The organism is Orrella sp. JC864 (genome assembly GCF_037026685.1).
Taxonomy (GTDB): Bacteria; Pseudomonadota; Gammaproteobacteria; order Burkholderiales; family Burkholderiaceae_B; genus Orrella.
Genome location: NZ_JBANET010000002.1, coordinates 185,854 through 211,895, shown reverse-complemented (window position 1 = coordinate 211,895; position 26,042 = coordinate 185,854). Strand labels below are relative to the sequence as shown.

Annotated in this window: 26 protein-coding genes; 8 read left to right on the top strand and 18 right to left on the bottom strand. The window is 70.6% G+C overall.

Annotated elements, in window-relative coordinates; genetic code table 11:
• Positions 1 to 21 precede the first annotated feature (21 nt).
• The 10 genes from V8Z80_RS02740 to V8Z80_RS02695 all read right to left on the bottom strand — a co-directional run bounded on the left by V8Z80_RS02740 (position 22) and on the right by V8Z80_RS02695 (position 10,985).
• Entirely contained in the window at positions 22 to 885 is an 864-nt protein-coding gene (locus V8Z80_RS02740) for an NAD(P)-dependent oxidoreductase (protein ID WP_155193464.1), read from the bottom strand.
• A 16-nt stretch (positions 886 to 901) separates the two neighbouring features.
• Positions 902 to 1,300: a carboxymuconolactone decarboxylase family protein gene (locus V8Z80_RS02735; protein WP_155193466.1), complete on the bottom strand. Its 399-nt coding sequence runs from the start codon at positions 1,298 to 1,300 to the stop codon at positions 902 to 904.
• Positions 1,301 to 1,479: 179 nt separating this feature from the next.
• Complete coding sequence (greB, locus tag V8Z80_RS02730) at positions 1,480 to 2,043, bottom strand: transcription elongation factor GreB (protein ID WP_155193468.1); 564 nt, start codon at positions 2,041 to 2,043, stop codon at positions 1,480 to 1,482.
• Positions 2,044 to 2,098: 55 nt separating this feature from the next.
• Positions 2,099 to 2,947, bottom strand: a complete 849-nt coding sequence (locus V8Z80_RS02725) for a 3',5'-nucleoside bisphosphate phosphatase (RefSeq protein WP_336060912.1) — start codon at positions 2,945 to 2,947, stop codon at positions 2,099 to 2,101.
• Between the two features lie 34 nt (positions 2,948 to 2,981).
• Positions 2,982 to 4,316, bottom strand: a complete 1,335-nt coding sequence (locus V8Z80_RS02720; RefSeq protein WP_336060911.1) for a D-serine ammonia-lyase — start codon at positions 4,314 to 4,316, stop codon at positions 2,982 to 2,984.
• A 52-nt stretch (positions 4,317 to 4,368) separates the two neighbouring features.
• Complete coding sequence (locus V8Z80_RS02715) at positions 4,369 to 5,298, bottom strand: alpha/beta fold hydrolase (RefSeq protein WP_155193474.1); 930 nt, start codon at positions 5,296 to 5,298, stop codon at positions 4,369 to 4,371.
• 64 nt (positions 5,299 to 5,362) lie between these two features.
• Complete coding sequence (locus V8Z80_RS02710; protein WP_336060910.1) at positions 5,363 to 7,825, bottom strand: DNA internalization-related competence protein ComEC/Rec2; 2,463 nt, start codon at positions 7,823 to 7,825, stop codon at positions 5,363 to 5,365.
• A gap of 102 nt (positions 7,826 to 7,927) precedes the next feature.
• Positions 7,928 to 8,740 (bottom strand): TatD family hydrolase, encoded by an 813-nt coding sequence (locus V8Z80_RS02705; protein WP_155193477.1) that lies wholly within the window; start codon positions 8,738 to 8,740, stop codon positions 7,928 to 7,930.
• A 123-nt stretch (positions 8,741 to 8,863) separates the two neighbouring features.
• A complete protein-coding gene (locus V8Z80_RS02700; protein ID WP_336060909.1) occupies positions 8,864 to 9,577 on the bottom strand; it encodes an ABC transporter ATP-binding protein in 714 nt (237 codons plus the stop codon).
• A 10-nt stretch (positions 9,578 to 9,587) separates the two neighbouring features.
• Positions 9,588 to 10,985, bottom strand: a complete 1,398-nt coding sequence (locus V8Z80_RS02695) for a lipoprotein-releasing ABC transporter permease subunit (protein ID WP_442951924.1) — start codon at positions 10,983 to 10,985, stop codon at positions 9,588 to 9,590.
• 103 nt (positions 10,986 to 11,088) lie between these two features.
• Between V8Z80_RS02695 and V8Z80_RS02690 the strand changes: the two genes are divergently transcribed.
• From V8Z80_RS02690 to V8Z80_RS02655, 8 genes are all read left to right on the top strand, one after another.
• Positions 11,089 to 12,069, top strand: coding sequence for a hypothetical protein (locus V8Z80_RS02690; protein WP_336060908.1), 981 nt, complete (start codon positions 11,089 to 11,091; stop codon positions 12,067 to 12,069).
• Positions 12,051 to 13,757 carry a single-stranded-DNA-specific exonuclease RecJ gene (gene recJ, locus V8Z80_RS02685; RefSeq protein ID WP_336060907.1) on the top strand — a complete coding sequence of 569 codons (1,707 nt, stop codon included), beginning with the start codon at positions 12,051 to 12,053 and terminating at the stop codon, positions 13,755 to 13,757. The genes V8Z80_RS02690 and recJ overlap by 19 nt, the downstream gene beginning before the upstream one ends.
• Before the next feature lie 63 nt (positions 13,758 to 13,820).
• Positions 13,821 to 14,925 (top strand): peptide chain release factor 2 gene (gene prfB / locus V8Z80_RS02680; RefSeq protein WP_336060906.1). Its coding sequence is split into 2 segments (ribosomal slippage): positions 13,821 to 13,901 and positions 13,903 to 14,925, totalling 1,104 coding nucleotides; the frame shifts between segments, so codons are not numbered across the junction.
• 84 nt (positions 14,926 to 15,009) lie between these two features.
• Positions 15,010 to 15,765 (top strand): SDR family NAD(P)-dependent oxidoreductase, encoded by a 756-nt coding sequence (locus tag V8Z80_RS02675; RefSeq protein WP_336060905.1) that lies wholly within the window; start codon positions 15,010 to 15,012, stop codon positions 15,763 to 15,765.
• A gap of 28 nt (positions 15,766 to 15,793) precedes the next feature.
• A complete protein-coding gene (gene lysS, locus V8Z80_RS02670; protein WP_336060904.1) occupies positions 15,794 to 17,317 on the top strand; it encodes a lysine--tRNA ligase in 1,524 nt (507 codons plus the stop codon).
• A 143-nt stretch (positions 17,318 to 17,460) separates the two neighbouring features.
• Positions 17,461 to 18,423 (top strand): hydroxyacid dehydrogenase, encoded by a 963-nt coding sequence (locus tag V8Z80_RS02665; RefSeq protein WP_336060903.1) that lies wholly within the window; start codon positions 17,461 to 17,463, stop codon positions 18,421 to 18,423.
• Positions 18,424 to 18,483: 60 nt separating this feature from the next.
• Positions 18,484 to 19,632 (top strand): mandelate racemase/muconate lactonizing enzyme family protein, encoded by a 1,149-nt coding sequence (locus V8Z80_RS02660; RefSeq protein WP_155193491.1) that lies wholly within the window; start codon positions 18,484 to 18,486, stop codon positions 19,630 to 19,632.
• Between the two features lie 74 nt (positions 19,633 to 19,706).
• The gene (locus V8Z80_RS02655) at positions 19,707 to 20,699 is read left to right on the top strand and encodes a tripartite tricarboxylate transporter substrate binding protein (RefSeq protein WP_336060902.1); all 993 of its coding nucleotides are present in this window, start codon (positions 19,707 to 19,709) and stop codon (positions 20,697 to 20,699) included.
• Positions 20,700 to 20,722: 23 nt separating this feature from the next.
• On the opposite strand, the gene V8Z80_RS02650 is transcribed toward V8Z80_RS02655, so the two are convergent.
• The 8 genes from V8Z80_RS02650 to iscU all read right to left on the bottom strand — a co-directional run bounded on the left by V8Z80_RS02650 (position 20,723) and on the right by iscU (position 25,997).
• Positions 20,723 to 21,277 (bottom strand): putative glycolipid-binding domain-containing protein, encoded by a 555-nt coding sequence (locus tag V8Z80_RS02650; protein ID WP_336060901.1) that lies wholly within the window; start codon positions 21,275 to 21,277, stop codon positions 20,723 to 20,725.
• Positions 21,274 to 22,167 (bottom strand): methylglyoxal synthase, encoded by an 894-nt coding sequence (locus V8Z80_RS02645; protein ID WP_336060900.1) that lies wholly within the window; start codon positions 22,165 to 22,167, stop codon positions 21,274 to 21,276. Before V8Z80_RS02645 ends, V8Z80_RS02650 begins: the two co-directional genes overlap by 4 nt.
• A gap of 102 nt (positions 22,168 to 22,269) precedes the next feature.
• Positions 22,270 to 22,464, bottom strand: coding sequence for a Fe-S cluster assembly protein IscX (gene iscX, locus V8Z80_RS02640; protein ID WP_155193498.1), 195 nt, complete (start codon positions 22,462 to 22,464; stop codon positions 22,270 to 22,272).
• Positions 22,464 to 22,805, bottom strand: a complete 342-nt coding sequence (fdx, locus tag V8Z80_RS02635; protein WP_155193511.1) for an ISC system 2Fe-2S type ferredoxin — start codon at positions 22,803 to 22,805, stop codon at positions 22,464 to 22,466. The genes iscX and fdx overlap by 1 nt, the downstream gene beginning before the upstream one ends.
• Before the next feature lie 6 nt (positions 22,806 to 22,811).
• Positions 22,812 to 24,683, bottom strand: a complete 1,872-nt coding sequence (gene hscA / locus V8Z80_RS02630) for a Fe-S protein assembly chaperone HscA (protein WP_336060899.1) — start codon at positions 24,681 to 24,683, stop codon at positions 22,812 to 22,814.
• A gap of 80 nt (positions 24,684 to 24,763) precedes the next feature.
• Positions 24,764 to 25,282, bottom strand: coding sequence for a Fe-S protein assembly co-chaperone HscB (gene hscB / locus V8Z80_RS02625; protein WP_336060898.1), 519 nt, complete (start codon positions 25,280 to 25,282; stop codon positions 24,764 to 24,766).
• A gap of 4 nt (positions 25,283 to 25,286) precedes the next feature.
• On the bottom strand, positions 25,287 to 25,610 hold the full coding sequence (gene iscA, locus V8Z80_RS02620; RefSeq protein WP_155193516.1) for an iron-sulfur cluster assembly protein IscA: 324 nt from the start codon (positions 25,608 to 25,610) through the stop codon (positions 25,287 to 25,289).
• Between the two features lie 3 nt (positions 25,611 to 25,613).
• Entirely contained in the window at positions 25,614 to 25,997 is a 384-nt protein-coding gene (gene iscU, locus V8Z80_RS02615) for a Fe-S cluster assembly scaffold IscU (protein WP_155193518.1), read from the bottom strand.
• Positions 25,998 to 26,042: the final 45 nt, after the last annotated feature.

Sequence of the window (26,042 nt, the reverse complement as noted above, 5' to 3'; positions counted from 1 at the left end):
TATGGTGGGAACGCGCCGCGGCTAGGGCTTGCCGACGTACCGGTAGAGTTCGGTGTGGTCGGCGGCCGGGCCCAGTTCGGCCGAGGCCTGGGCCGTCATCGCCCCGACCTTCTGCGCCAGGTGCATGGGCAGGCCCAGGCTGGGTCCGAGCGCGGCGGCAATGCCCACGTCCTTGGCCTGCAGCGCCAGCGAGAAGCCGGAATTGAAGGCGCCGTTGAGCATGAACTGATGCGCCTTGTTCTCCGTGGTGTTGTTCCTGCCGGTCGAGGCGTTGATCACGTCCACCACGGTGGCCGCGTCGATGCCGAAGGCCTGGCCGGCCTGGATCGCCTCGGCGGTCGCGATCATGGCGGCGGCGGACACGTAGTTGTTCAAGGCCTTCAAGGCATGGCCGGCGCCGACCGGCCCGACGTGCGTGATCGAGGTGCCCAGCCGCTCCAGCAGGGGGCGGTGCCGGGCGAATACCGCGGCATCGCCGCCGACCATGATGGCCAGCTGGCCCGAACGGGCCTTCTTGACCCCGCCCGAGACCGGCGCATCGATCAGGTCGATGCCCCGCTCGGCCAGCCGGCCGGCCAGCGCGCGCGTGCGGTTCGGGTCGGCCGAACTCATCTCGATCAGGCAGGCGCCGCGCCGCAGTTGCGGCATCAGCGACTGCGCCACGGCATCGACGATGTCCGAATTGGGCAGCATCGTCACCACCGCCTCGCACTCGGCGAAGGCCTGCTCGGCGGCCGCGGCCTGCGCCCCCGCGTGCGCGGCCAGAAACGCCTGCTCGGCCTGCGCGCTGGCGTCCTTGACGACCAGGGCATAGCCGGCTTCGTGCAGCAGGTGCGCCATGGGATTGCCCATCATTCCCAGGCCGATCATTCCTATGCGCTTCATCGCAAGCTCCTTGGCCTCAGGCGTCCATTTCCTTGAAGACTTCGGCCGCCACGCGGAAGGAATCGATGCCTGCCGGCACGCCGCAATAAATGGCCGCCTGCAGGAACACTTCCTTGATCTCGTCCTTGGTCAGGCCGTTGTTCAGCGCGCCGCGCACGTGCAGCTTCAGTTCGTGGGGGCGGTTCAGGGCGGTGATCATGGCCAGGTTCAGGAACGAGCGGGTCTTGCGGTCCAGGCCCGGGCGGTTCCAGACGTCGCCCCAGCAGTACTGCGTGACCAGCTCCTGCATGTCGATGTTGAAGTCGGTGGCGTTCTTGATCGAGGCATCGACATACTCGCCGCCCAGCACTTCCCGGCGCGTGGCCAGGCCCTGTTCGAAAAGCTGGGGATTCTTGGGGGCGTACTCGCGTGTCATCGGGGAACTCCGTAGGCAGAAGAAACAGCCCCATTTTAGTATTATTGTCAGACAATAATATTGATGGAATACGTGTATTGATTGTCTACCCGTCATGTTGTATGACGAAAAAAGGGCCGCACGCGCAGGCGTGCGGCCCCCTTCCTGGGTTCCGCGGGCGAGCCTTTGAGCGCGCCGTCTCAGCCGGAGGCGGGCTCCGGGTAGCTGACCTGCACGATTTCCAGCTCGTCGATGCCGGCCGGCGTGCGCAGGGTCACGGTATCGCCCTCGCGGGCCTTGATCAGGGCGCGCGCCACGGGAGATATCCAGCTGATCTTGCCGGCCAGGGGCTCGGCCTCGTCCACGCCCACGATGGTGACGGTGTGCTCCTGGCCGGCGCGGTCCAGGTAGGTCACGGTCGCGCCGAAGAACACCTGGTCGCGGTTGGGCTGCAGGCTGGCGTCCACCACCTCGGCGATATCCAGGCGCTTGGTCAGAAAGCGCATGCGCCGGTCGATTTCGCGCAGGCGCTTCTTGCCGTACAGGTAGTCGCCGTTTTCCGAGCGGTCGCCATTGGAGGCGGCCCACGAGACGATCTGCACCACGTTGGGCCGCTCCTCGTTCATCAGGTGCGCCAGCTCGCTGCGCAGGCGCTCGTAGCCCTGGGGCGTGATGTAGTTGCGCGTGCCGGCCGGCAAGGCCAGCCCTTCGGGCAGGTCCTCGTCGTCCTCGCGGTCGGATTCCTTGACAAATGCTTTGTTCATGTCGTGATCGAGTAGGGAAAGGGCTCGCCCGCCGTGCCTGGCGGCGCGGCAGTGCCTAGAACCAGTCGTGCCAGACCGGCTTGAGGCCTTCGGGCAAGGGCGGCAGGCTGCCCAGGTCGTGGCGGCTTTCGCGCGGGCCGTGGAAATCCGAGCCGCAGGAGGCCAGGAAACCGTAGTGCCGGGCCACGCCGGCGTATTCGCGGTACTGCTCGGGCCGGTGGCTGCCGGTGACCACCTCGATACCCTCGCCGCCGCGCTGCCGGAACTCTTCGTACAGCCCGGCGAACTGCACCGGCGTGTACTTGTAGCGGCCCGGATGGGCGATGACGGCGCGCCCCCCGGCGCCGTGGATCCAGCCCAGCGCATCGCCCAGCGACGCCCAGCGCACCGGCACGTGGCCCTCGCAATCATCGCCCAGGTACTTGTTAAAAACGGTCTGCACGTCGGGCGCGTAGCCGGCTAGCACCAGGTAGCGCGCGAAATGCGTGCGGCTGATCAGGTCGGGATTGCCCGCCAGGGGCAAGGCGCCCTCGTAGGCCCCCGGCATGCCCATGGCAGCCAGGCGCTCGCCCATTTCCCGGGCCCGGCGCACCCGCCCGGCGCGGGTCTGGGCCAGGCCCTGCACCAGCTGCGGCTCGTCCTCGTCCAGGCCCAGGCCGACGATGTGCACCGTCTGGTTGGCCCAGGTCACGGAGATTTCCACCCCGCTGACAAAACGCATGCCCAGTTCGCGCGCGGCGCGGGCGGCGCGCTTGATGCCGCCCACCTCGTCATGGTCGGTCAGGGCCCAGACGTCCACGCCGTTGGCGCAGGCGCGCGCGGCCACGTCCTCGGGCGCGAGCAGGCCGTCGGACACCGTGGAGTGGCAATGCAGGTCGAAGATCAGGCCGCGGGTATCTTGCATGCTCCCGATTGTAGGCCTTCGGCGCGGCGGCGCGTCACTGCGCGTCGGCGCCGGCCTGCAGCAAGGCCCGCCCGCGCGCCTGGAAGCGCTCGTGCTCGGGCGCGGGCACGAGCGAGCCGCCGGTGCTCCACAGCACGTGCGTGGCGCGCGGCAGGGCCGGCTCCAGGCCCCGTCCGGCCACGAAGGCCCGACCCGCCTGGCTGCGCAGCAGCCAGCCCGGCCCGCCGAAGCCGGCGGCCGCCGACGGTTCGACCAGCACGCCGTGGGCGTCGTGCAGGCGCACGGCGTCCACGAACAGGCGCTCGTCCGCCACCGTGAAGATGCCGGCCGCCAGCGCGCGCATCAGCGGCGCCACCAGCGGCGAGGCCAGGCCCACGGCCAGGCCGTCGGCCTCGGTGCGGTTGTCCAGGCCGATGTCGTAGACCGACAGCGGCGCGTCGCCGCCGCTGGCCAGCTGCACCAGCATGCATGGCGAGGCCGCCGGCTCGGCAAAGAAGCAATGCACGTGTGCGCCGAAATGCTGCTTCAAGCCGTAGGTGATGCCGCCCGGCGCGCCGCCCACGCCGCAGGGCACATAGACGAACAGCGGATGCTCCGCATCGACCGGCCTGCCGGCCTGGGCCAGCTGGGCGGCCAGCTCGCCGGCGCTGGCGGCATAGCCCATGAACAGCGCCGCCGAATGCTCGTCGTCGACGAAATAGCCATGGGGATCGCGGCGGGCCTGCTCGCGGCCGGCCTGCACCGCGCGCGCATAATCGCCGCCATGCTCGACGACCTCGATGCCGCGGGCGCGCAGCCGGTCCTTCTTCCATTGCTTGGCATCGGCCGACATGTGCACCACCGCGCGAAAACCCAGGGCGCGCGCGATCAAGCCGATCGACAACCCCAGGTTGCCGGTGCTGCCCACCGCCACCGTGTGCCGGGCGAACAGCGTGCGGGCAGCCTCTTCGTCCAGCGCCGGCAGGCGCCCGCCGGGGCCGGCGGCCTCTTGCAGCAGGCGCTCGGCCAGGCACAGCACCTCGTGAAAGCCCCCCCGCGCCTTGACCGAACCGGCCACCGGCAAGGCGTGGTCCGCCTTGACGAACCACGCGCCCGCATCGGCGCCGTCCGGCAGCAAGGCCTCGCGCAGGCGCGGCACCGGCAGCAAGGGCGAGGCGATCCGGCCGCCCGCCTGGGCCAGCTCGGCGAACAGGCGGCCCAGCACGGGCGCGTGGCGCGCCAGCCGCGCCTGGGCCTGGGCCGGCGAGCCGGCATCGGGCGGCAAGGCCGGGAAAGGCAGCGTCTCGTAGGCGGGATTGCACCACAGCGTGGGCTGGCGGCTTTGCAAGGTTTGCAGGAGTCCGGCGGGAATGCCGCTGGCTAGGTTCATGATGGCTCCGGGGATGGGTTCTGGCGCGCCAAGGCGCGGCCGGCGGCGCCGGCTAAGGTTCGAGCAGGAATGCGCTCACGGCCTGCAGCTGGTCTTCCTGCATGAAGGTGGGCGCATGCCCCACGCCGGCGAACTCGAGCAGGCGCGCGCGCCGGTTGCGGGCCAGCATCTGGCGGGCGGTGGCCGCCGACAGCAGGTCGGACTCGGCGCCGCGCACCAGCAGCACCGGGCAGTCCAGCGCCTCGTAGCAGCGCCACAGCAGCAGCTCGCCGGCCACGGCGCCGGCCGGGTCGGGCAAGGCGAAGGGACGCGCCAGCGCCAGGTCGTAGTGCTTGTGCCAGCGCCTCCCGTCGGATACATAGGTGTGGGCGGCCAGTTCGCGCCATTGGGCCTCGGTGTGCGGCCCGAACCCGGCCGAGACCTCGCGCGTATGGGCCACCGCCTGCTCGAAGCTGTCGAACGCCAGGGGCTGGCCGACGTACAGGCCGATGCGGCCCAGCGCCGCCAGTTCCATCTTCGGCCCCACGTCGTTGATGACCATGCGGTCCACGCGCAGCCCCGCATCGTCCAGCGCCGGGCCCGGGCGATGCGGCGCCGGCCGCGGATCGCGCCGCGCCAGCGCGGCCGAGCCGCCCAGCGCCATGCCGACCAGCCCGCCCATGGACGTGCCCACCCAGGCCAGCTGGCGCGGGTTCAGGCGCGCCAGCAGCGTCACCATATCGGCCACGTATTGCGGCACGGCATAGAAGGCGGGCTCGCGCAGCCGGTCGGAACGGCCCCGCCCCGCCACGTCCGGGCACACCACACGGAAATGCGGCGCCATGCGGCGCGCCAGGGCGTCGAAATCCCGGCCCGTGCGGGTCAGCCCATGCACGCACAGCAGCACGCGGTCGTTGTCCGGCTCGCCCCACTCCCAATAGGCCATGCGATGCAGGCCGGCAGGGCTGGCGCAGGTGACGCTGTGCAGGCGGGGTTCGGACATCGCTGGCTTTCCTTGCTCGGGCTATTGCGGCGATTGTATCGGCCCCAGGGCCTGTCAACCGGCCCTAGCGGCCCTGCCAGTAGCGCGGCCTGGCCAGGCGCTCGGCGCTGACGGCCAACCCCCCGGCGCGCGAGTGCGCGGTCACCGCGCCATGCCGGTCGGTGCGCCAGAACACCGCGCCGGCGCGCTGCCAGCGCAGCTCGACCGCGCGGGCCGGATGCCCGAAACGATTGCCCGCGCCGGCCTGGGCCACGACATGCGCGGCCTGCACCGCCTGCACCAGCCGCGCGCCCGAGGAAGTCGCCGCCCCATGATGCGCGGCCAGCACCCAATCGACCTTGCCCAGCCCGCGCGCCACCAGCGCCTCCTCCTGGCGCACCGGAATGTCGCCGGTCAGCAGCGCCGAATGGTGCCGCCCCTGCACGTGCAGCACGCAGCTCTGGGCATTGCGGTCCGGGTCGCGCCGCTGCGCCGCCGGTTCGGCCGGATGCAGGTAGGAAAACACCACGCCGTCCACCGTCCAGGACATGCCCGCCAGGCATTCGCGCTGGACCGGCGGCAGGCGCGGGGGCGCATCCCGCGCCTGGCCCAGGCGGGTCTCGCGCCGCAGATAGGCCCCCACGTCGAAGGAGCTGTGCAGGGCGCGCACCGGCAGGGCCTGCAGCACGCTGCGCACGCCGCCCGCATGGTCCATGTCGGCGTGCGAGACGGCCAGCACGTCCAGCGCGCCGATGCCGCGGGCCCGCAGCAAAGGCACGATGGCGCGCTGCGCCGCGTCGCTGTCCACGCCGTAGCGTACCCCCGCGTCGTACAGCAGGACATGCGTGGCCGTCTCGACCAGCACGCCGGCGCCTTGCCCCACGTCCACGGCCGTGATGCGCCATTCTCCCGGCGCCGGGCGCGCCGGGCTCCACAGCAGCACGGGCAAGGCCAGCACCCAGCCCAATGGCCGCGCGGGCCAGCCCGGCTCGCGCAAGGCCCAGGCGATGCCGGCCAAGGCCAGGGCCAGATAGGGCCACGGCGCGGCGGCCACCGGCACGCTCGCCCAGTCCAGGTCCGCCAGCCATTGGAGCGGCACCATCATCCCGGCGAACAGGCGCTCGCCGGCCCAGGCGGCCCAGGCGCCCGGCACGGCCAGCCCGGGCAGCGGCAGCAGCAGCGCCGCCAGCAAGGCCAGCGGCGTGACCAGCATGCCCACCACGGGTATGGCCATGGCATTGGCCAGCGGCGACACCAGCGGCACCTGCTGGAACAGGTAGGCCAGCACCGGCGTGAGCGCCAGCGTGATGAGCCATTGCAGCCGCGCGGCCGCGCGCAGCCGCTGCGCCAGCCGGCCGGCCCGGCTCGGCGCGGCCGGCTCGCTGGCCGCGCGTGCGCCGGCCTGCATCAACACGGCGACCGCGCCGAAGGACAGCCAGAATCCTGGCGCCAGGGGCGACCAGGGGTCGAGCAGGCAAACCAGCGCCGCCGCCGCCGGCAGCACGCGCCAGGGCGTCATGGGCACGCGCCCGATTGCCGCCAGCGCCACCACGGCCAGCATGAAGAAAGTGCGCCGCGCCGGGATGCCCCAGCCGGCGACCAGGCAATAGGCGCCGGCCGCCAGCAGGGCCGCGCAGGCGCCGGCCACCTGCGCGGGAACGTGCTGCGCCGGGGCCCGCCCGCGCCAATGCAGGCGCTTCCATGCCCCCAGCGCGAGCAGGCCGCAGAAGGCCGAGACCAGCGTCACATGCGTGCCGCTGATCGACACCAGGTGGGTGATGCCGGTCAGGTTGAAGGTGGTCCAATCGGCCTGCGCCACGCCGGCCTGGTCGCCCAGGGCCAGCGCGATCAGCACCGGTCCGTAGCGTGCATCGCCCAGCGCCTGCCGCATCGATTCGCGCAGATGCCAGCGCAGGCGCTCGATGGCCACGGCGGCCGATTCCAGCGGCGCATCGGCGCGCAGCACCGGCTGGCCGCGCACCGTGCCCAGCGCGCGCACGCCGCGCTGGAACACCCATGCCTCGTAGTCGAAACCCGAGGGATTGCGCAGGCCGGCGGGCCGGCGCATGACCAGCGACATCTGCCAGACCTGTCCGGGCACGATGCGCGGCAGCGGTGCGCCGGCCGCGCCAGGGGCGCGGCCTTGCGGCAGGCGCGCCGCGCCGGGCGCGAACCAGCTCACCTGGATGCGCGCCGGCACGCCGGCGGGCCGGGCATGCAGCACCCGCGCCTGGAAGCGGCTTTCGTAGTCATCGCCCTGGGGCAGGCTGGCCACCTGCACGAGCACGCGGCTGACCCGGCCCGCGTCGTCCTCGGGCAAGGCATCGGCCAGGCGCGCCTGGGCCTGCCACGCCGCCCAGGCCAGGCCCAGGGACACGCCCATGCCCAGCAAGGCCGCGCCGCGCAACTCCCGCGCGCGGACGCCGCAGCACACGCCGGCAAGCCCCGCGGCAAACGCCAGCCAAGGTCCAGGCGCGGGCAGCCGGCCCAGGGTCTGCACCAGGGCGCAGCCCGCCACGAAGCCCGCCAGGGCAAGGCGCAATCCCATGAAATCCGCTCCAAATAGCGGACAGGCTAGGCCAGTCAGGGGCCCGCGGGTGCGCAGGCCGGATCGGCCCATCCCGCGCAAACCTACGCATGGACAGCCCGGTCACATCTCCCGGATCGCGCCGGCCAGGCGCGGCAGCACGCGCCGTGCGGTGGCGCCCGTGCCGGCGATCACCGTCTCGAGCGGCACTTGCCGCAAGGCGGCCAGGGCCTGCGCCACCCCGGCAACCTGGCCCGGCGTATTACGCCGGTGCGGCTCGTGCAGCCAGGCTGGCGCAATGTCCGGCGCGTCGGTCTCCAGCACCAGGTGCTCCAGGCCGAAACCGCTGGCATGACGGCGTATCTGCAAGGCGCGCTCGAAGGTCATGGCCCCGCCGATACCCAGCGCGAACCCGTGGTCGATGAAAGCCTGCGCCTGCTGCGCGCTGCCGTTGAAGGCATGCGCGATACCGCCGGGCACGCGCATGCGGCGCAAGTGCTTGAGCAGGATGTCCTGCGAGCGGCGCACGTGCAGCAGCACCGGCAGGCCGAAATCCTGGGCCATCCGCAGCTGGGCCTGATAGAACGCGATCTGCCGCTCGCGCGCCGGACCGCTGGCCACCTCCTTCACGAAAAAATCCAGCCCGATCTCGCCGATGGCCACGAAGCGCGGGTCGGCCAGGCTGGCCTGGATCGCGCGGCGCAGCGTCTCCAAGTCCTCGTCGCGCGACTGCGCCACGAACAGCGGATGTATGCCCAGGGCATAGGCCCCGCCGGGGACTGCGTGCGCCAATTCGCGCACGGTATCGAAGTTCCAGGCCGCGATGGCCGGAATCACGATGGCGGCCACGCCGGCCTGCCGGGCCGCTTGGACCACCTGCATGCGGTCGGGGTCGAACTCGGCGGCGTCCAGGTGGCAGTGGGTGTCGATGAGCATGCGGGCACCATAGCATTGGCGGGGCCTGGCCGTTCTTGCGTCCTTCTGCCCCGCCGGCTTGGGGGAGAGATCTTGCGGGGCCGGAGATTTCAGGGGCGGGGCCCAGGAGCCCGCCCCAGGCCGTCAGCCCAGCTTGCCGTCGGCCATCGTCAACCTCCTGCCCGCCCGTCCGGCCAGATCCAGGTCATGGGTCACGATGACGAACGCCGTGCCCAGTTCCTGGTTGACCTGCACCAGCAGGTCGAACATGCCCTGGGCGGTGTGGCGGTCCAGGTTGCCGGTGGGCTCGTCGGCGAGCACGCAGGCCGGCTCGCCCACCAGCGCGCGGGCCAGCGCCACGCGCTGGCGCTCGCCGCCGGAGAGCTGGCCGGGCGCGTGCAGCGCGCGGGCGGCCAGGCCTACCTTGGCCAGGGCCTCGCGGGCGCGCTCGCGCGCCTGGCTGCGCGGCATGCGCCGCACGATCAGCGGCATGGCCACGTTGTCCAGCGCGGTGAACTCCGACAGCAGGTGATGGAACTGGTAGACAAAGCCCAGCTTGCGGTTGCGCAGCACGCTTTTCTGCGACTCGGACAGGGCAGCCGCCTCGACGCCGGCCACCCGCACCGAGCCCGAGGTAGGCTGGTCCAGCAATCCCAGCACGTGCAGCAGCGTGCTCTTGCCCGAGCCCGATGCGCCGACGATGGCCAGCATCTCGCCGGCCTGCACCGCCAGGCTGACGTCCTCCAGGACGCGCACGCGGGCCGGTCCCTCGTCGTAGACCTTGTGTACGCCCAAGGCCTGCAGCACGGGGCCGCCGGGCACGCCGGCAAGATCGGGCTCGCGGGTCTTCTTGATCATGGAGCGGCCTTCAGTCGTAGCGCAGCACGCGCGCCGGTTCCAGGCGCGAGGCGCGCCAGCTCGGGTACAGGGTAGCCAGCAGCGACAGCGCCAGCGAGGTCACGCCGATGGTGACGATATCGCCCTGGCGCGGGTCCGAGGGCAGGGAACTGATGAAATAGATCTCGCGCGGGATGAAGTTGATGCCCAGCAGGCGCTCGATGGCCGGAATGATGGTTTCGATGTTGTAGGCGATGGCCATGCCCCCGCCCACGCCCAGCAAGGTGCCGACCACGCCGATGGTGGCGCCCTGCACCAGGAAGATGCGGGCCACCTCGGCCGGCGTGGCGCCGTAGGTGCGCAGGATGGCGATATCCGACTGCTTGTCCTTGACCGCCATCACCAGCGAAGACAGCAGGTTGAAGGCGGCCACCGCCACGATCAGCGCCAGGATCAGGAACATCATGCGCTTTTCGGTCTGCACGGCGGCGAACCAGGTCTGGTTGTTCAGCGACCAGTCGCGCGCCATCACGTAGTTGGGCAGCACGCCGGCCAGCTCGCGCGCCACCTGCGGCGCGCGCTGCATGTCCGCCACGCGCAGCCTTACCCCCGCCGTGCCGGTGTCGCGAAACACCCGGGCCGCGTCCTGGGCGTCCACGAAAGCCAGGCTGGAGTCGTATTCGTAATGGCCCGAGGAGAAGATCCCGCCCACGGTGAACTGGCGCATGCGCGGCGCGAAGCCGGCCGGGCTGACGGTGCCCTGCGGCGCCAGCAGCATCACGGTATCGCCCACCGACACGCCCAGCGCGGCGGCCAGGTCCTGCCCCAGCGCCACGTTGAAGCTGCCGGGCTTGAGCGCATCGAGCGAGCCGGCGCGGACTTGGTGCGTGACGTCCGACACGGCGCCTTCGGTGGCCGGGTCGATGCCGCGCACCTGCACGCCGCGCAGGGCCTGGCCGCGCACGATCATGCCCTGGGCCGCGACAAAGGGCGCGGCGGCCCGCACCGAGGGATTCTGCCGGGCCGCCTCGCCCAGGGCCTGCCATTGCGCCAGGATGTGCTCGGGCGCGGCGCCCGGCACGTACAGCTCGATGTGCGGCAGCACCGACAGCATGCGGTCGCGCACGTCCTTCTGAAAACCGTTCATGACCGAAAGCACCACGATCAGCGCCGCCACGCCCAGGGCGATGCCGGCCATGGAACTGACCGCGATGAAGGAGACGAAGCCGTCGCGCTGGCGCCGGGCCAGCTGGGCCGCGTGCATGCTCTCGAGCCAGTCGGACAGGCCGGAGCGGCGCAAGGCCGGAATGCCGCGGGCGGCCGTGCGCAGCAGCCAGGCCAGGCCGGTGCAGCGCAGCAGCAGCTGCAGGATGCGCGAGAGGTCCGAGTAGCGGGCCCCGATCCAGAATTCGAAAGGTATTTTCAGCACCGGCGCATTATGGCATCAAGTCGGGCCGCCATTGCGGCCCGATCCCACCCCGCTTGCAACGGCGTGCGACAGGCCCGGCCCGGGCCGCACTACAATCGCCCCCATGCCTATATTCATCCCGGGAGCCCTGCCCCCTGCCCCGGTCGCCCCCGAGCTGGCCAAGCGCCTGCCGGACCTGGCCCCCACCCTGCTCGACTGCTTCGAGCGCTACCGCGCCCAGACGCGCGCCATGGATCCGCATGCGCTGGGCTGCACGCCGGCCGAGGCCTGGCAACTCGAGCGCGCAGGCTTTGCCCCGCAAGCCGGCCAGCGTCTGGGCGCGGGCCTGGGCCCCTTGCGCGCGCAGGCCCGGCCCCCTTCCCCCGCGGCCGCCCCGCCGCAGGCCGGCGCAGGGGCCGCCGGCCAGGGGCACGCCGACGCGCCCGTCTGGCTGGCTGACCTGGTTCACCTGGCCATCGGCACCGACCGTGCCCGCCTGGCCGATCCCTGCGCCATGCGCCTGTCGCCCCAGGAAGACCAGGCCTTGTTCGAGGCCGCCCGGCCCTGGCTGGACGATTCGCCGTTCCGGGCCGAGCCGCTGGCGCCTGGGCGCTGGCGCATGGCCCTGCCCGAGGGCATGGCCCCGCCCAGCGCCAGCCCGGCCGCCGTGGCCGCCGACGCGGTGCACGACTGGTGGCCGCAGGACGCCGCCATGCGCCCGTGGCGGCGCCTGCTCAACGCAGTGCAGATGGCCTGGCACGAACACCCGGTCAACCAGGCGCGCGAGGCGCGCGGCGAACTGCCCGTCAACGGCCTGTGGCTCTACGGCGGCGCACGGCCGTGGCCGCTCGCGCCGCTGCACGATCCGGTGCTGGCGCAACTGGAGGCGCCGCACCGCGCCGGCGACTGGGCCGCCTGGCTCGACGCGCTGGCGCAGGTCGAGGCCGCGCTGCGCGGCCAGCATCCCCCCGGCCCGGACCAGCCGCTGGTGCTGTCCGGGGCCGGCCGCATCGTGCAACTCACCCCCGTGCATGGCCCGGCGCTGCTGCGCTGGCTGCCGCGACGCAAACAGAATTGGAATCGCTGGTGGTCTCTCCCCGATTGACCGTCCGCCCCGCCGACGCCCAGGCTTGCGCCCGGCTGGCGGCTGCGGGCGTACACCCCCTCCTGGCCCGCCTGTGGGTCGCCCGCGGCCTGACCGATCCGGCCCATGTGCTCAGCGGCTGGAACGCCATGCTGCCGCCCTCGGGCCTGACCCAGGTCGAGCACGCCGCCGGCCTGCTGGCCGATGCCATCGCCGCGGGCAAGCGCATGCTGATCGTGGCCGACTACGACTGCGATGGCGCCACGGCCTGCGCCGTGGCCCTGCGCGGCCTGCGCGCCATGGGCGCCACGGTCGACTACCTGGTGCCCAACCGCTTCGAGACGGGCTATGGCCTGTCCCCGGCCGTGGTGGAGCTGGCCTGCCGCCACCCCAGCGGCAAGCCGGACCTGATCGTGACCGTGGACAACGGCATCGCCAGCGTCGAGGGCGTGCAGGCCGCCGCCCAGGCCGGCATCGACGTCATCGTCACCGACCACCACCTGCCTGGCGACCGCCTGCCGCGCGCGCTGGCCATCGTCAATCCGAACCAGCCGGGCTGCGGCTTTCCGTCCAAGAACCTGGCCGGGGTGGGCGTGATCTTCTACCAGATGCTGGCCCTGCGCGCCGAACTGCGCCGGCGCGGGGTCTACCCGCCCGACGGCGGCCCGCGCCTGGACGCGCTGGCCGACCTGGTGGCGCTGGGCACCGTGGCCGACGTGGTCAAGCTCGACGCCAACAACCGCCTGCTGGTCAGCCAGGGCCTGGCCCGCATCCGCGCCGGCCGCATGCAGCCGGGCATCCGCGCCCTGTTCGCCGTGGCCGGCCGCGAGCCGCGCGCGGCCAGCGGCTTCGACCTGGGCTTTGCGCTGGGCCCGCGCGTGAACGCGGCCGGGCGCCTGGCCGATATGAGCCTGGGCATCGCCTGCCTGACCACCGACGACGAGGCCCAGGCCCTGGCGATGGCGCGCGAGCTGGACACCATCAACCGCGAGCGCCGCAGCATCGAGACCGTGATGCGCGAGCAGGCCCTGGCCAGCATGGAACAGGCCGCCGGCAGGGACGGCGCCACGGTCTGCGTCTTCGACCAGAGCTGGCACCAGGGCGTGGTGGGGCTGGTGGCCTCGCGGCTGAAGGAGAAATTCTGGCGGCCCACGCTGGCCTTCGCCCCGGCCGGCGAGGACGAGCTGCGCGGCTCGGGCCGCTCCATCCCCGACGTGCACCTGCGCGACGCCCTGGATCTCGTGTCCAAGCGCCACCCCGGCCTGATCCGCAAGTTCGGCGGCCATGCCATGGCGGCCGGCCTGACGCTGGGCCGCCACGACCTGCCCGCCTTCGAGCCGGCCTTCGAGGCGGCGGTGCGCGAGCTCACCGGCCGCAGCACCTTCGAGCCCGTGCTCGAGACCGACGGCTCGCTCGAATCCGGTTATGCCAACGTCGAGATGGCGGCCATGCTGCAGCAGCAGGTCTGGGGCTCGGGCTTTGCCGCGCCGGTGTTCCTGGACGAGTTCTACGTCCGCGGCCAGCGCCTGGTGGGCGAAAAACACCTGAAGCTCTCGCTCGAGCGCGGCCACCAGCGCTTTGACGCCATCTGGTTCGGTCGCGCCGAGGGCGTGCCGGAATCCTTGCAGGTGGCGTACCGGCTGGACCAGAACGAATGGAACGGCCGCGTGTCGGTCCAGCTGGTGGTCGAGCACGCCCAGCCGGCGTAAGGCGCGCCCTGCCCGCGCTAAACTACGCAGTTGACCCGAAACAAGCAAAGACAGGATTTTTTCATGGAAGCCGAACGCCAGAACCAGATCGCCGCCCGCTTGAGCGACTACGCCGAGCGCGAACTGCAACTGCGGAGGTATCTTTGACTACGATGCCAAGACCGAACGCCTGCAGGTCGTAAACGCCGAGCTCGAAGACCCGGCCGTCTGGAACGACCCCAAGCACGCGCAGGACCTGGGCCGCGAGAAAAAAAGCCTGGAGGACGTGGTCCAGACCCTCAAGGCGCTGGGCTCGGGCATCGCCGACGCCCAGGAGCTGTTCGAACTGGCCTCGGCCGACGGCGACGACGCCACCCTGCTGTCGATCGAGCAGGATGCCGACGGCTTCCAGGAAAAGCTCGAGGCGCTGGAGTTCCGCCGCATGTTCTCCAACCCGGCCGACCCGCTGAACTGCTTCGTGGACATCCAGGCCGGCGCCGGCGGCACCGAGGCCCAGGACTGGGCCTCCATGCTGCTGCGCCAGTACCTCAAGTACGCCGAGCGCAAGGGCTTCAAGGCCGAAGTGCTGGAAGAATCCGAGGGCGAAGTGGCCGGCATCAAGTCCGCCACCATCAAGCTGGAGGGCGAATACGCCTTCGGCTTCCTGCGCACCGAGACCGGCGTGCACCGCCTGGTGCGCAAGAGCCCCTTCGACTCCTCGGGCGGGCGCCACACCTCCTTTGCCAGCGTCTTCGTCTACCCCGAAGTGGACGAATCCTTCGAAGTGGAGGTCAACCCCGCCGACCTGCGCGTGGACACCTACCGTGCCAGCGGCGCGGGCGGGCAGCACATCAACAAGACCGACTCGGCGGTGCGCCTGACGCACATCCCCACCGGCATCGTGGTGCAGTGCCAGAACGACCGCTCGCAGCATCGCAACCGCGCCGAGGCCATGCAGATGCTCAAGTCCAAGCTCTACGAGCTGGAAATGCGCAATCGCATGGCCGAGCAGCAAAAGCTCGAGGATGCCAAGACCGACGTGGGCTGGGGCCACCAGATCCGCTCCTACGTGCTGGACCAGAGCCGCATCAAGGACTTGCGCACCAACGTCGAAATCTCCAACACCCAGAAGGTGCTGGACGGCGACCTGGATGCCTTCATCCAGGCCAGCCTGAAACAGGGCGTCTGAAGCGGCCGCGCCGCGGCGCGCGCCCTGCGGCGCGCCTGCGCGGGCTGCCCGGACACGAGCATCACGACCCTTCCGGAGGACAGCATGACCGACAAGGTAATCGTATTGACGGGCGCATCGCGCGGACTGGGCGCGGCGCTGGCCGAGGCTTTGCTCGCGGCCGACACGCTGCTGGTGACCGTCTCGCGCAAGCCCAACGAGTCGCTGCAAAAGCTGGCGCGCGAGCGCGGCGCGCAGCTGCTGCAGATCGCGGCGGACCTGTCCGATCCGCTCAAGGCCGTGGTGGGCGCCGAGAAAGTGGCCGCCGCCTTGCCCGAATCGGCGTCCAGCTACGCTTTGATCAACAATGCCGGCATGGTGCAGCCGCTGGCCCTGGCGCCGCAGCTGACCGACGGGCCGGCCATCGCCTCGGCCTTCAACCTGAACGTCACGGCGGTGATCCTGCTGACGGCGCGCTTTCTGGCCACGACCGAAGGCCGCGCCAGGAACCGCCGCATCCTCAACATTTCCTCCGGCGCGGGCCGCAATCCGCAGCCCTCATGGGGCGTGTATTGCGCTACCAAGGCCGCGCTGGACATGTATACCCGCGTGCTGAACGCCGAACAGCGCGCCAACGGCGTGCGCGCCGTCTCGCTGGCGCCGGGCGTGGTCGACACCGACATGCAGGCCAGCATCCGCAACAGCGACCCGGCGCGCGTGCCGGTGCAGCCGCGCTTTGCCGAGCTGCACGCGCGCGGCCAGCTCAGCGCGCCGGCCCAGGTGGCCGCGCGCATCGCGGCCTACCTGCGCCGCGACGACTTCGGCCAGGCCGAGATCGACGACATCCGCAACTACGATTGACCTCTTCTTCTCCCTTGTTCACGACATCATGACCGACCCGACGCCCGCCCCGACTCCTGTCCAGGACGAGAACCGCCTGATCGCCGAGCGGCGCGCCAAACTGGCCAAGCTGCGCGAAGCCGGCGTGGCCTATCCCAACGACTTCACGCCCGATGCGCACGCGGCCGAGCTGCATGCGCGCTACGGCGGGCAGGCGCAAGAGGCGCTGGCGGCCGAGCCGGTGACGGTCAAGGTCGCCGGGCGCATGATGCTCAAGCGCGTGATGGGCAAGGCCAGCTTCGCCACGCTGCAGGACGGCAGCGGCCGGATCCAGATCTACCTGGAGCGCGGCACGCTGGGCGAGGAGCCCTATGCCGCCTTCAAGCAATGGGACATCGGCGACATCATCGCGGTCGAGGGCACCGTCTTCAAGACCAACAAGGGCGAGTTGTCCGTGCACGCCGCCAGCGCGCGCCTGCTGGCCAAGTCGCTGCGCCCGCTGCCGGACAAGTTCCACGGCGTGGCCGACCAGGAGCTGCGCTACCGGCAGCGCTACGTCGATCTCATCATGACCGAGGACACGCGCCGCACCTTCGAGGCGCGCAGCAAGGCCATCGGCGGCATCCGCCAGCAGATGCTGGAGGCCGGCTTTCTCGAGGTCGAGACGCCCATGCTGCATCCCATCCCGGGCGGCGCGGCGGCCAAGCCCTTCGTCACCCACCACAATGCGCTAGACATGCAGATGTTCCTGCGCATCGCGCCCGAGCTGTATCTGAAGCGCCTGGTCGTGGGCGGCTTCGAGCGCGTGTTCGAGATCAACCGCAACTTCCGCAACGAAGGCGTCAGCCCGCGCCACAACCCCGAATTCACCATGATGGAGTTCTATGCGGCCTATGCGGACTACCGCTGGCTGATGGACTTCACCGAGTCGCTGATCCGCAAGGCGGCCATCGCCGCGGCCGGCACGGCGCAGCTGGCCTACCAGGGCAAGGCGCTGGACCTGGCCTCGCCTTTCGACCGGCTCACGATCACCGAGGCCATCCTCAAGTACGCGCCGGCCTATGCGCCGGCGCAGCTCCAGGACGAGGCCTTCCTGCGCGGCGAGCTCAAGCGCCTGGGCGCCGATGTCGAAGGCCCGGTGCTCAAGCGCGCCGGCCTGGGCGCCCTGCAGCTGGCGCTGTTCGAGGAAACCGCCGAAGCGCAGCTCTGGAAGCCCACCTTCATCATCGACTATCCGCTCGAGGTCTCGCCGCTGGCCCGCGCCTCGGACACCCAGCCCGGCATCACCGAGCGCTTCGAGCTGTTCATCACCGGCCGCGAGATCGCCAACGGCTTCTCCGAGCTGAACGATCCGCAAGACCAGGCCGAACGTTTCCGCGCCCAGGTGCAGGCCAAGGATGCCGGCGACGAGGAAGCCATGTACTACGACGCCGACTACATCCGTGCGCTGGAGTACGGCATGCCGCCCACCGGCGGCTGCGGCATCGGCATCGACCGCCTGGTCATGCTGCTGACCGACAGCGCCAGCATCCGCGACGTGATCCTGTTCCCGCACCTGCGGCGCGAGGACTGAGCCCCCGGCCTGGCGGCATGGCGCCGGCCACCCCGCGCAGCCGGCACTGCGCGGGTAATCCCTGAGGGCGGAATGCCGCACACGCGGCAGATTCGTAATACAAATAGGTATTACAACAACAAAGCCGCCGCCACGGCCGGGCCATGAAACTGCTGCTGACCGATCCCATCCACGCCGAGGCCCACGCCGAGCTGGCCCGGCATGCCCAGGTGCAGACCATCCCGCGCGGCCTCGACGCGGCCGCCGCCGAAACGTGGCTGCGCGCGCACATCGACGGCGCCGACGCGCTCATCGTGCGGCGCAAGCTGCCCGACACCCTGCTCCACTCGCCCCACACGCTCAAGGCCATCGTGCGCCACGGGGTGGGCCTGGACTTCATCCCCGTGGCCCAGGCCACCCGCCGTGGCATTCCCGTGGCCCGCACCCCCCTGGTCAATGCGAACTCCGTGGCCGAGTACGCCGTGGCCGCCATGCTGGCCCATGCGCGCGGGCTGCACCGCTACGACCGCCAGGTGCGGGAAGGCAACTGGGAGGCCCGTTCGCGCGCCGGCCAGGAGACCTTCGAACTGGCCGGCAAGACGGTGGGCATCGTCGGCTACGGCGCCATCGGCGAGCGGGTCGCGCAAAAGGCCCGGCTGGGCCTGGACATGCGGGTGGCCGCCCACACGCGCAGCCCGGGCAAGCTGCCGCACAGCGTGCAGGCCATGACGCTGGCGGGGCTGTTCGCGCAAAGCGACTTCATCGTGCTGGCCTGCCCCTTGACCGAGGCCACGCGCAATCTCGTCGATGCCAAGGCGCTGGCCTGCGCCACGCGCCGCCCCTTGCTGATCAACGTGGCGCGCGGCGCGGTCGTCGACGAGGCGGCGCTGGCCCAGGCGCTGTCCAGCGGACGGCTGGGCGGCGCGGTGCTGGACGTCTTTGCGCACCAGCCGCTGCCGGCCGACAGCCCCCTGCGCGGCCTGCCCAACGTCATCTTCACGCCGCACCTGGCGGGCGTGACGCGCGAATCCGAGGCGGCCATGGGAATGATGGCCGTGCGGACCGCGCTCGCCCTGGTCGCCGGCGAACGCCCGCACAACGTCGTCAATCCCGAGGTGTTCGGATGAATCGATGACGCGGGCCGGCGGGAAGAACCGAAAGCAAAAAGACCCAACCCAGGAGACAGCATGAAAATCACCCGCATCACCGCCATCGCCCTGTCCTACCGGCTGCCCGAAGGCAAGACGGTGGTCATGGGCGTGGGCAGCACGCTCAAGCGCGACGCTATCGTCGTCAAGGTGGAAACCGACGAAGGCATCACCGGCTACGGCGAAGCCCACCCGGGACGCAGCCCCAAGGCCATCGTCGCGCTGATCCAGGGCACCCTGGCGCCGCTGCTCGAAGGCATGGAAGCGACCGATTGCGTGGGCGCCTGGCAGCGGGTGCACCGCATGCAGCTGGCCAGCCACGGCCTGGGCGCCGGGGCGGCGCTGGCGGTCTCGGGCATAGACATGGCCTTGTGGGACATCCGCGGCAAGGCCGCCGGCATGCCGCTGTACAAGCTGCTGGGCGGCAGCCGCCGGCGCATCCCCGCCTACGCCGGCGGCATCGCCCTGGGCTACCAGCCCGCCGAGTCGCTGGCCGAGGAAGCCCGGCAATACGTCTCTCAGGGCTACAGGGCCGTCAAGCTGCGCCTGGGCGATACCGTGGCCCAGGACATCGCGCGGGTGCGGGCGGTGCGCCAGGCACTGGGGCCCGATGTGGACATCCTGACCGACGCCAATACGGCCTATACGCTGGCCGACGTGCGGCGCGTCATGCCGGTGCTGGCCGAGATCCAGGCCGGCTGGCTGGAGGAGCCTTTTCCCTGCAACGACTTCGCCTCGTACCGCGAGGCCGCGCGCATCACGCCGCTGGTGCCGCTGGCCGCCGGCGAGAACCACTACACCCGCTACGAATTCGCGCAAATGCTGGAAGCCGGGGCCGTGGGCGTGTGGCAGCCCGACCTGTCCAAGACCGGCGGCATCACCGAGGCCCTGCGCATCGCCGCCATCGCCTCGGCCTGGCGCATCCCGCTCAACGCCCACAGCTCGGCCACCGGCCTGAACCATGCGGCCACGCTGCATTTCCTGTCGGCCATCGACAACGCCGGCTACTTCGAAGCCTGCGTCTCGCACTTCAATCCCTTCCGCGACATGTTCGGCAGCACCTTCCAGGTCGGCCAGGACGGCTGCGTACAGGCGCCCGATGCACCCGGCATCGGCCTGGAGATCGACGAGGACCTTTTCAAGCAATACCCGGCCATCGACGGGCCGGGCTATGTCGTGAAGTTCTGAAGTCAGGCCAGGGCGCGCGCCCTGCACGCATCCGAACAAGCAAAAAGGGCCTCCAGGCCCAAAGGAGACAAGCGATGGCATGGCACAAACTGGCAAGCACCCTGGCCGCGGCGGGCGTGGCCCTGCTGGCGGCGAACGCCGCGCAGGCCCAGGCCCCGGCGGCCGATTTCCCGGGCAGCAAGCCCATCACCTTCGTGGTGCCCTATCCGCCGGGAGGCTTTAACGACACACTGGCGCGCACCGTCTCGGACCGGTTGTCCAAAAGCTGGAAGATTTCCGCGGTGGTGGACAACCGCCCCGGCGGCAACACCCTGATCGGCAACAACCTGGTGGCTGCCGCGCAGCCCGACGGCCATACCCTGCTGATCACGCCGCTGCCCTTTTCCGCCCTGCCGGGGCTGTACGGCGGCAAGCTCAACTACGACGCGCTCAAGGATTTCGCGCCGGTGATCTGGGCCGGCAGCACGCAGAACATCCTGGTGGTGCGCGAAAGCCTGGGCATCGACAGCGTGCAGGCGTTCATCGACTATGCCAAGAAGCATCCTGGCAAGCTCAACTACGGCTCGACCGGCTCGGGCTCTTCCAACCACCTGTCCATGGAGCTGTTCATGCAGATGACGGGCACCGAGATGACGCACGTACCCTACAAGGGCAGCGCGCCGGCGGTGGTGGCCATGCTGGGCGGCGAGATCGACGCGCTGTTCGACAACATCCCCAACCTGAGCCAGCACATCAAGGGCGGCAAGCTCAAGGCCCTGGCGGTCACGGGGTCCAGGCGCACGCCGCTGTTCCCCGACCTGCCCACCGTGGCCGAGGCCGGGGTGCCGGGCTACGAGGTGAACGTCTGGTTCGGCATCCAGGCGCCGGGCAAGACGCCGCCGCCCGTGGTGCAAAAGCTCAATGCCGAGATCGCGCGCCTGATCAGGCAGCCCGACGTGGTCAAGCTGTTCGGCGACCAGGGCGTCGAGGTCGTGGCCAGCACGCCCGAGGCCTTTTTCGAGCTGGTCGCAGCCGAAGTGCCCAAGTGGACCCGCGTGATCCAGGAGGCCGGCATCAAGGTCGAATGAAGCGGGAGCGCCTGGCCGGCCTGCTACAGCACCTGTTCGAACAGGCCTTCGTAACGCCGGACCAGGCCCTCGTCCTGGACTTGCAGGACGGCCTGGAAGCCGGCGAACAATCCCAGGTCGCGATAGCGGAAACGCCCGTCGTCCAGGCGGTCATAGGCCTGGCGCGAGCGGGTGACCTGCAGCGTGGCCGCATCGACGTAGGCCACGTCAAGCTCCCGCGTGCGCTCGCCGCTGCGCATCAGCGGGCGCAGCGCAAAGGTATTGCACAAGGGCGTCGCGGACAAATCGACCTGCTCGGCGCCGTCCAGGTCGGGCCGCGGCTGGCCATCGACCGACCAGCCCGCGTCGGTTCTTTGCACGCGCAGCGACGCCTGGCCCTTGCCGCCCCATCGCGTGGCGGACAGGCTGCGCACCGACCAGTCGGGTGACAGCACCCATTGATGGTCCAGCTGGAACCCCCCGTCCTCGATCGCAATGATGCTGGCCTGGACATGCAGCGCGTCGCCATCGCAGGCGATCGTCACCCGCTCCAGGCCCTCGGTATCCAGCCGGCGCCAGTACAGGGTCCGGGCGCTCATCGCGGCGCGCAAGAATGCTTCTGCACCGCCTGCGCCCAGCGCCGCGCCACGTCCACCGACGTGGCGCAAGTGGCGGTCTCGGTCACCACCCGCACCGCCCGTTCGAGCAACTGGATGTCGGCCTCGTGCTGGCGCGCCACGTGCGGATCCTCGAAGAAGATGACGCGCTGGCATTGCCGCTCGAGCACCAGCTCGGCGATCTGCGCATCGCCGCCCAGCGGGCCGCTCAGGTAGCGCTGCACCCAGGGCCGCTCGCGCGGCCAGCCGCGCGACCAGGCCAGGTCGTTGAGCAGGCCGCCGGTGGTGCCCGTGGCCACGCGCCGCTCGAAGCGGCACAGCAGGTCGAAATGATCGGCGGCGAAATCGACCATCTGCGCCTTCAGGGCATCGTGCGCGATCAAGGCCAGTGTCTGGCCGGAAAAATCGAACAGGCCCTGCTCGGCCCCCCTGGGCGGCAGGCCCGCGTGGATGCGCTCGACCGCCATCCATTCGATGGCCCCGGCAAGCGTGGAGATGAAAGGCCGTCCGTGCGTGATGCACTGGCGCTTGAGCGCCAGCGCCTCGGGAAATATCGAGGAAGGATCGACCGGATCGATCAGGTAGATGGCGCCGTCGAAAGGCGCCACGCCCTCGCGCCCTTGCGTGACCCGCGCGACCAGCTTCATCAGCCCGCCTTCGCGGCCGTAGGGATAGCGGATCAGGCCGGGGTAGCCCGACAGCATGCCCTCGCGCTCGATGGCGTCATGGGTGCGGCCCACCGTATGCAGCTGGATGCCCAGCTGGCGGATGGTGTCGGAACAGGCACGCAGCCACTTGAACAGGGCCGCGTCGGGCGTTTCGTGATGCAGCCGGTTGGCGGCCAGGCCAAAGCGCAAGGCAGGAGTCGTCATGGGCGCACGGTAGTCGGTGGCAGGAAGGAAGCAGGCCCCGATGATACCGTGCGTGCGGGCCGCGGTGGCATTAGCCGCCTACCGCCTGCGGGCGCGGCCCGCTCAGTCCGCCTCGTCGATCCAGGCCATCTGGATGGCTTCCAGGATTTTCTCGCCGCAGCGCGCCGGATCGTCCGAAAAGCCCGGCAAGGCCAGCACCCAGGCGCGCAGGTCGGTAAAGCGCACCTGCGCCGGGTCCGCGTCCGGATGCGCCTCGGCCAGGGCCTGCGCGATCGCATAGGTGTCGGTCCACTTCATCAGTGGTTCTCCTTGGCGTGGTTGATGGTGTACTTGGGTATCTCCACCGTCAGGTCGGCGTCGGCGATGCGCGCCTGGCAGGACAGCCGCGAGGTCGAACTGAGCCCCCACGCGCGGTCCAGCAGGTCTTCCTCGCTGTCGCTGGCTTCCTCCAGCGAGGAGAAGCCCTCGCGCACGATCACGTGGCAGGTCGTGCAGGCGCAGGACAGCTCACAGGCATGCTCGATTTCGATGTGGTTATCCAGCAGCACGCGGCAGATCGACTCGCCGCTGGGCGCGTCCTGGATGACGGCGCCCTCGGGGCAGATTTCGGGATGGGGCAGTACGGTCAGTTTGGGCATGGTTCTTCAGCCTAGTTCGTCGAGCTTGCGGCCCGAAAGCGCGGCGCGGATGCTGCGATCCATGCGGCGCGCCGCGAAATCCTCGGTGGCGTCGGACAAGGCCTTGACCAGCGCGCGCACGCGCTCGGCGTCCGACTCGTCCTGGGCCTGGGCCGCGGCCTGCAGCGCCTGGTCCACGCGCAGGCGCTCGGCCTCGGACAGCAGGTCGCCGTCGGCGGCCAGCGCGGCCTGCACCGACTGCACCAGCTGCCGGGCCTGGACCTGCTGCTCGCGCAGCATCCGCGCGCGGGCGTCGCTGTCGGCCTGGCTGACGCTATCGGCCAGCATGCGCGCCACCTCCTCGTCGCTCAGGCCGTACGAAGGCTTGACGGTCACCGAAGCCTCCACGCCGGTGCTCTGTTCGCGCGCCGTCACCCCCAGCAATCCGTCGGCATCGACCTGGAAGGTCACGCGGATGCGCGCCGCCCCCGCCACCATGGGCGGGATGCCGCGCAGCTCGAAGCGCGCCAGCGAGCGGCAATCGGACACCAGCTCGCGCTCGCCCTGCACCACATGGATGCTCATGGCGCTTTGCCCATCCTTGAACGTGGTGAACTCCTGCGCCCGCGCCACGGGGATGGTGCTGTTGCGCGGCACGATGCGCTCGACCAGCCCGCCCATGGTTTCCAGTCCCAGCGACAGCGGCAGCACGTCCAGCAGCAGCCAGTCCTCGCCGGGCGCCCGGTTGCCGGCCAGCAGGTTGGCCTGCGCCGCCGCACCCAGCGCCACGACCTGGTCGGGATCCAGGTCGGTCAGCGGGGCCTGGCCGAACAGCTCGCCCACGCGGGCTTGCACCACCGGCATGCGGGTCGCCCCGCCCACCATGACCACGCCCTTGACCTGGGCTGGCGTCAGCCCGGCATCGCGCAAGGTCCGGTTTACGCAGGCCAGCGTGCGCGCCACCAGCGGCTCGGCCAGGGCCTCGAAGGCCTGGCGCGTCAAGGTGCCGGTGATGCGCCTTCCCTGGGGCAGGCTGGCTTCGTAATCGGTCTGCGGCGCTTGCGAAAGCCGCTCGCGGGCGGCGCGGGCGGCGCGCAGCAGCGGGCGGTAGGCGTGCGGATCGGCGATGGCGTCCTGCAGCCCGGCATGTTCGGCGACCCAGGCATCGACGATGGCCGCATCGAAATCGTCCCCGCCCAGGGCCGTGTCGCCGGCCGTGGCGGCCACCTCGAACACGCCCTTGGACAGGCGCAGGATGGAGATATCAAAAGTGCCGCCGCCCAGGTCGTAGACCGCGTAGATGCCCTCGGAGCCGTGGTCCAGCCCATAGGCCAGGGCCGCGGCGGTAGGCTCGTTGAGCAGGCGCAGCACGTTCAGGCCGGCCAGCCGCGCGGCGTCGCGCGTGGCCTGGCGCTGGGCATCGTCGAAGTACGCCGGCACCGTGATCACCGCACCCACCAGTTCGTCGCCCAGCGTCGCCTCGGCGCGCTCGCGCAACTCGGCCAGGATGCGCGCGGCCACCTCGACCGGGCTCTTCTCGCCCTGCACGGTACGCAGGCGGACCATGCCCGGGCCGTCGACGAACTCGTAGGGAGCGCGGCTGGCGCGGGCGTCCTGGGCCGAGCGTCCCATGAAACGCTTGGCCGAGACGATGGTGTTCAGGGGATCGGCGGCCTGGCCCTGCAGGGCCTCGTAGCCGACCTGGCTGTCCCCGTCGGCCAGGTAGCGCACCGCCGAGGGCAGCAGCACCCTGCCCTGCGCGTCGGGCAGGACTTCGGGCACGCTGCTGCGCACGGCCGCCACCAGCGAATGCGTGGTGCCCAGGTCTATGCCCACGGCAAGCTTGCGCTGGTGCGGAGCCGGCGATTCGCCCGGTTCGGAAATCTGCAGAAAAGCCATAAAGTTCCTCTAGCGCAACGGCCTGCCGGGCGCCGGCCGCCTCCGCGGCTAGCGCGGCCGCTGGCGGGCCGTCGCGTCGATCATGCGTTCTGGTTCTGGACCTGGCGCAGTTCCTGGGCTAGGCGCTCGAGGAACATCCACTCGCGCACCCGCTGGCCGGCCTGCCGGGGATCGTCCTGCGCATCCAGCAGCTCGGCCACCTGCGCCTGCATCTGCGCCTGGGCGCCTTGCAGGTCCTCGTGCAGCGCCCGCAGGGCGCCGGCATCGCCGCTGTCCCGCGCCTCGTCCAGCGCCTCGCGCCATTGCATCTGCTGCATCAGGAAAGCCGGCGCCATGGCCGTGTTGCTCTCGGTCTGCAAGTCCACGCCGCGCGTCTCGCACAGGTAGCGGGCGCGCTGCAGGGGGTCGCGCAGGACGCGGTAGGCCTCGTTGGCGCGCGCCGACCATTGCATGGCGACCCGCTTCTCGGCGGCGCTGGCCGTGGCGTAGCGGTCCGGGTGCACGCGCGCGCTGACTTCGCGCCATGCCTGTTCGAGCCGAACGGGGTCGATGGCGTAGCGGGCCGGCAGGCCGAACAGGCTGAAATGGTCGTCGGCCAAGAGGCTACACCGTAAACGATTCGCCGCAGCCGCACTGCGCCTTCTCGTTGGGGTTGCTGAACTTGAAGCCTTCGTTCAGCCCCTCGCGGGCGTAGTCCAGTTCGGTCCCGTCCAGGTAGGACAGGCTCTTGGGATCGACGAACACCTTGATGCCGAAGCTCTCGAACACCTGGTCATGCTCGTCGGGCGCATCGACGTATTCAAGCTTGTAGGCCAGCCCCGAACACCCGGTCGTGCGCACGCCCAGCCGCAGGCCCAGGCCCTTGCCGCGCTTTTGCAGGTAGCGGCCCACGTGGTCGGCCGCCTGTTGGGTAAGGGTCACAGCCATGGCTCAGCTCGCATGCTTGTCCTGGTAGTCCTTGACGGCCGCCTTGATGGCGTCCTCGGCCAGGATGGAACAGTGGATCTTCACGGGCGGCAGGGCCAGCTCTTCGGCGATCTGCGTATTGCGGATGGCCATGGCCTGCTCCAGCGTCTTGCCCTTGACCCATTCGGTGACCAGGGAACTGGAGGCGATGGCCGAACCGCAGCCGTAGGTCTTGAAGCGCGCGTCCTCGATGATGCCCTGGTCGTTGACACGGATCTGCAGCTTCATGACGTCGCCACAGGCCGGGGCGCCGACCATGCCGGTGCCGACATTGGCCTCGCTCTTGTCGAAGGAGCCGACGTTGCGGGGGTTCTCGTAGTGGTCCAGTACTTTTTCGCTGTAAGCCATGATGTTTCTCCTAAGCCAGAGTGGCGGCCGGCCGCGCGATGCGCC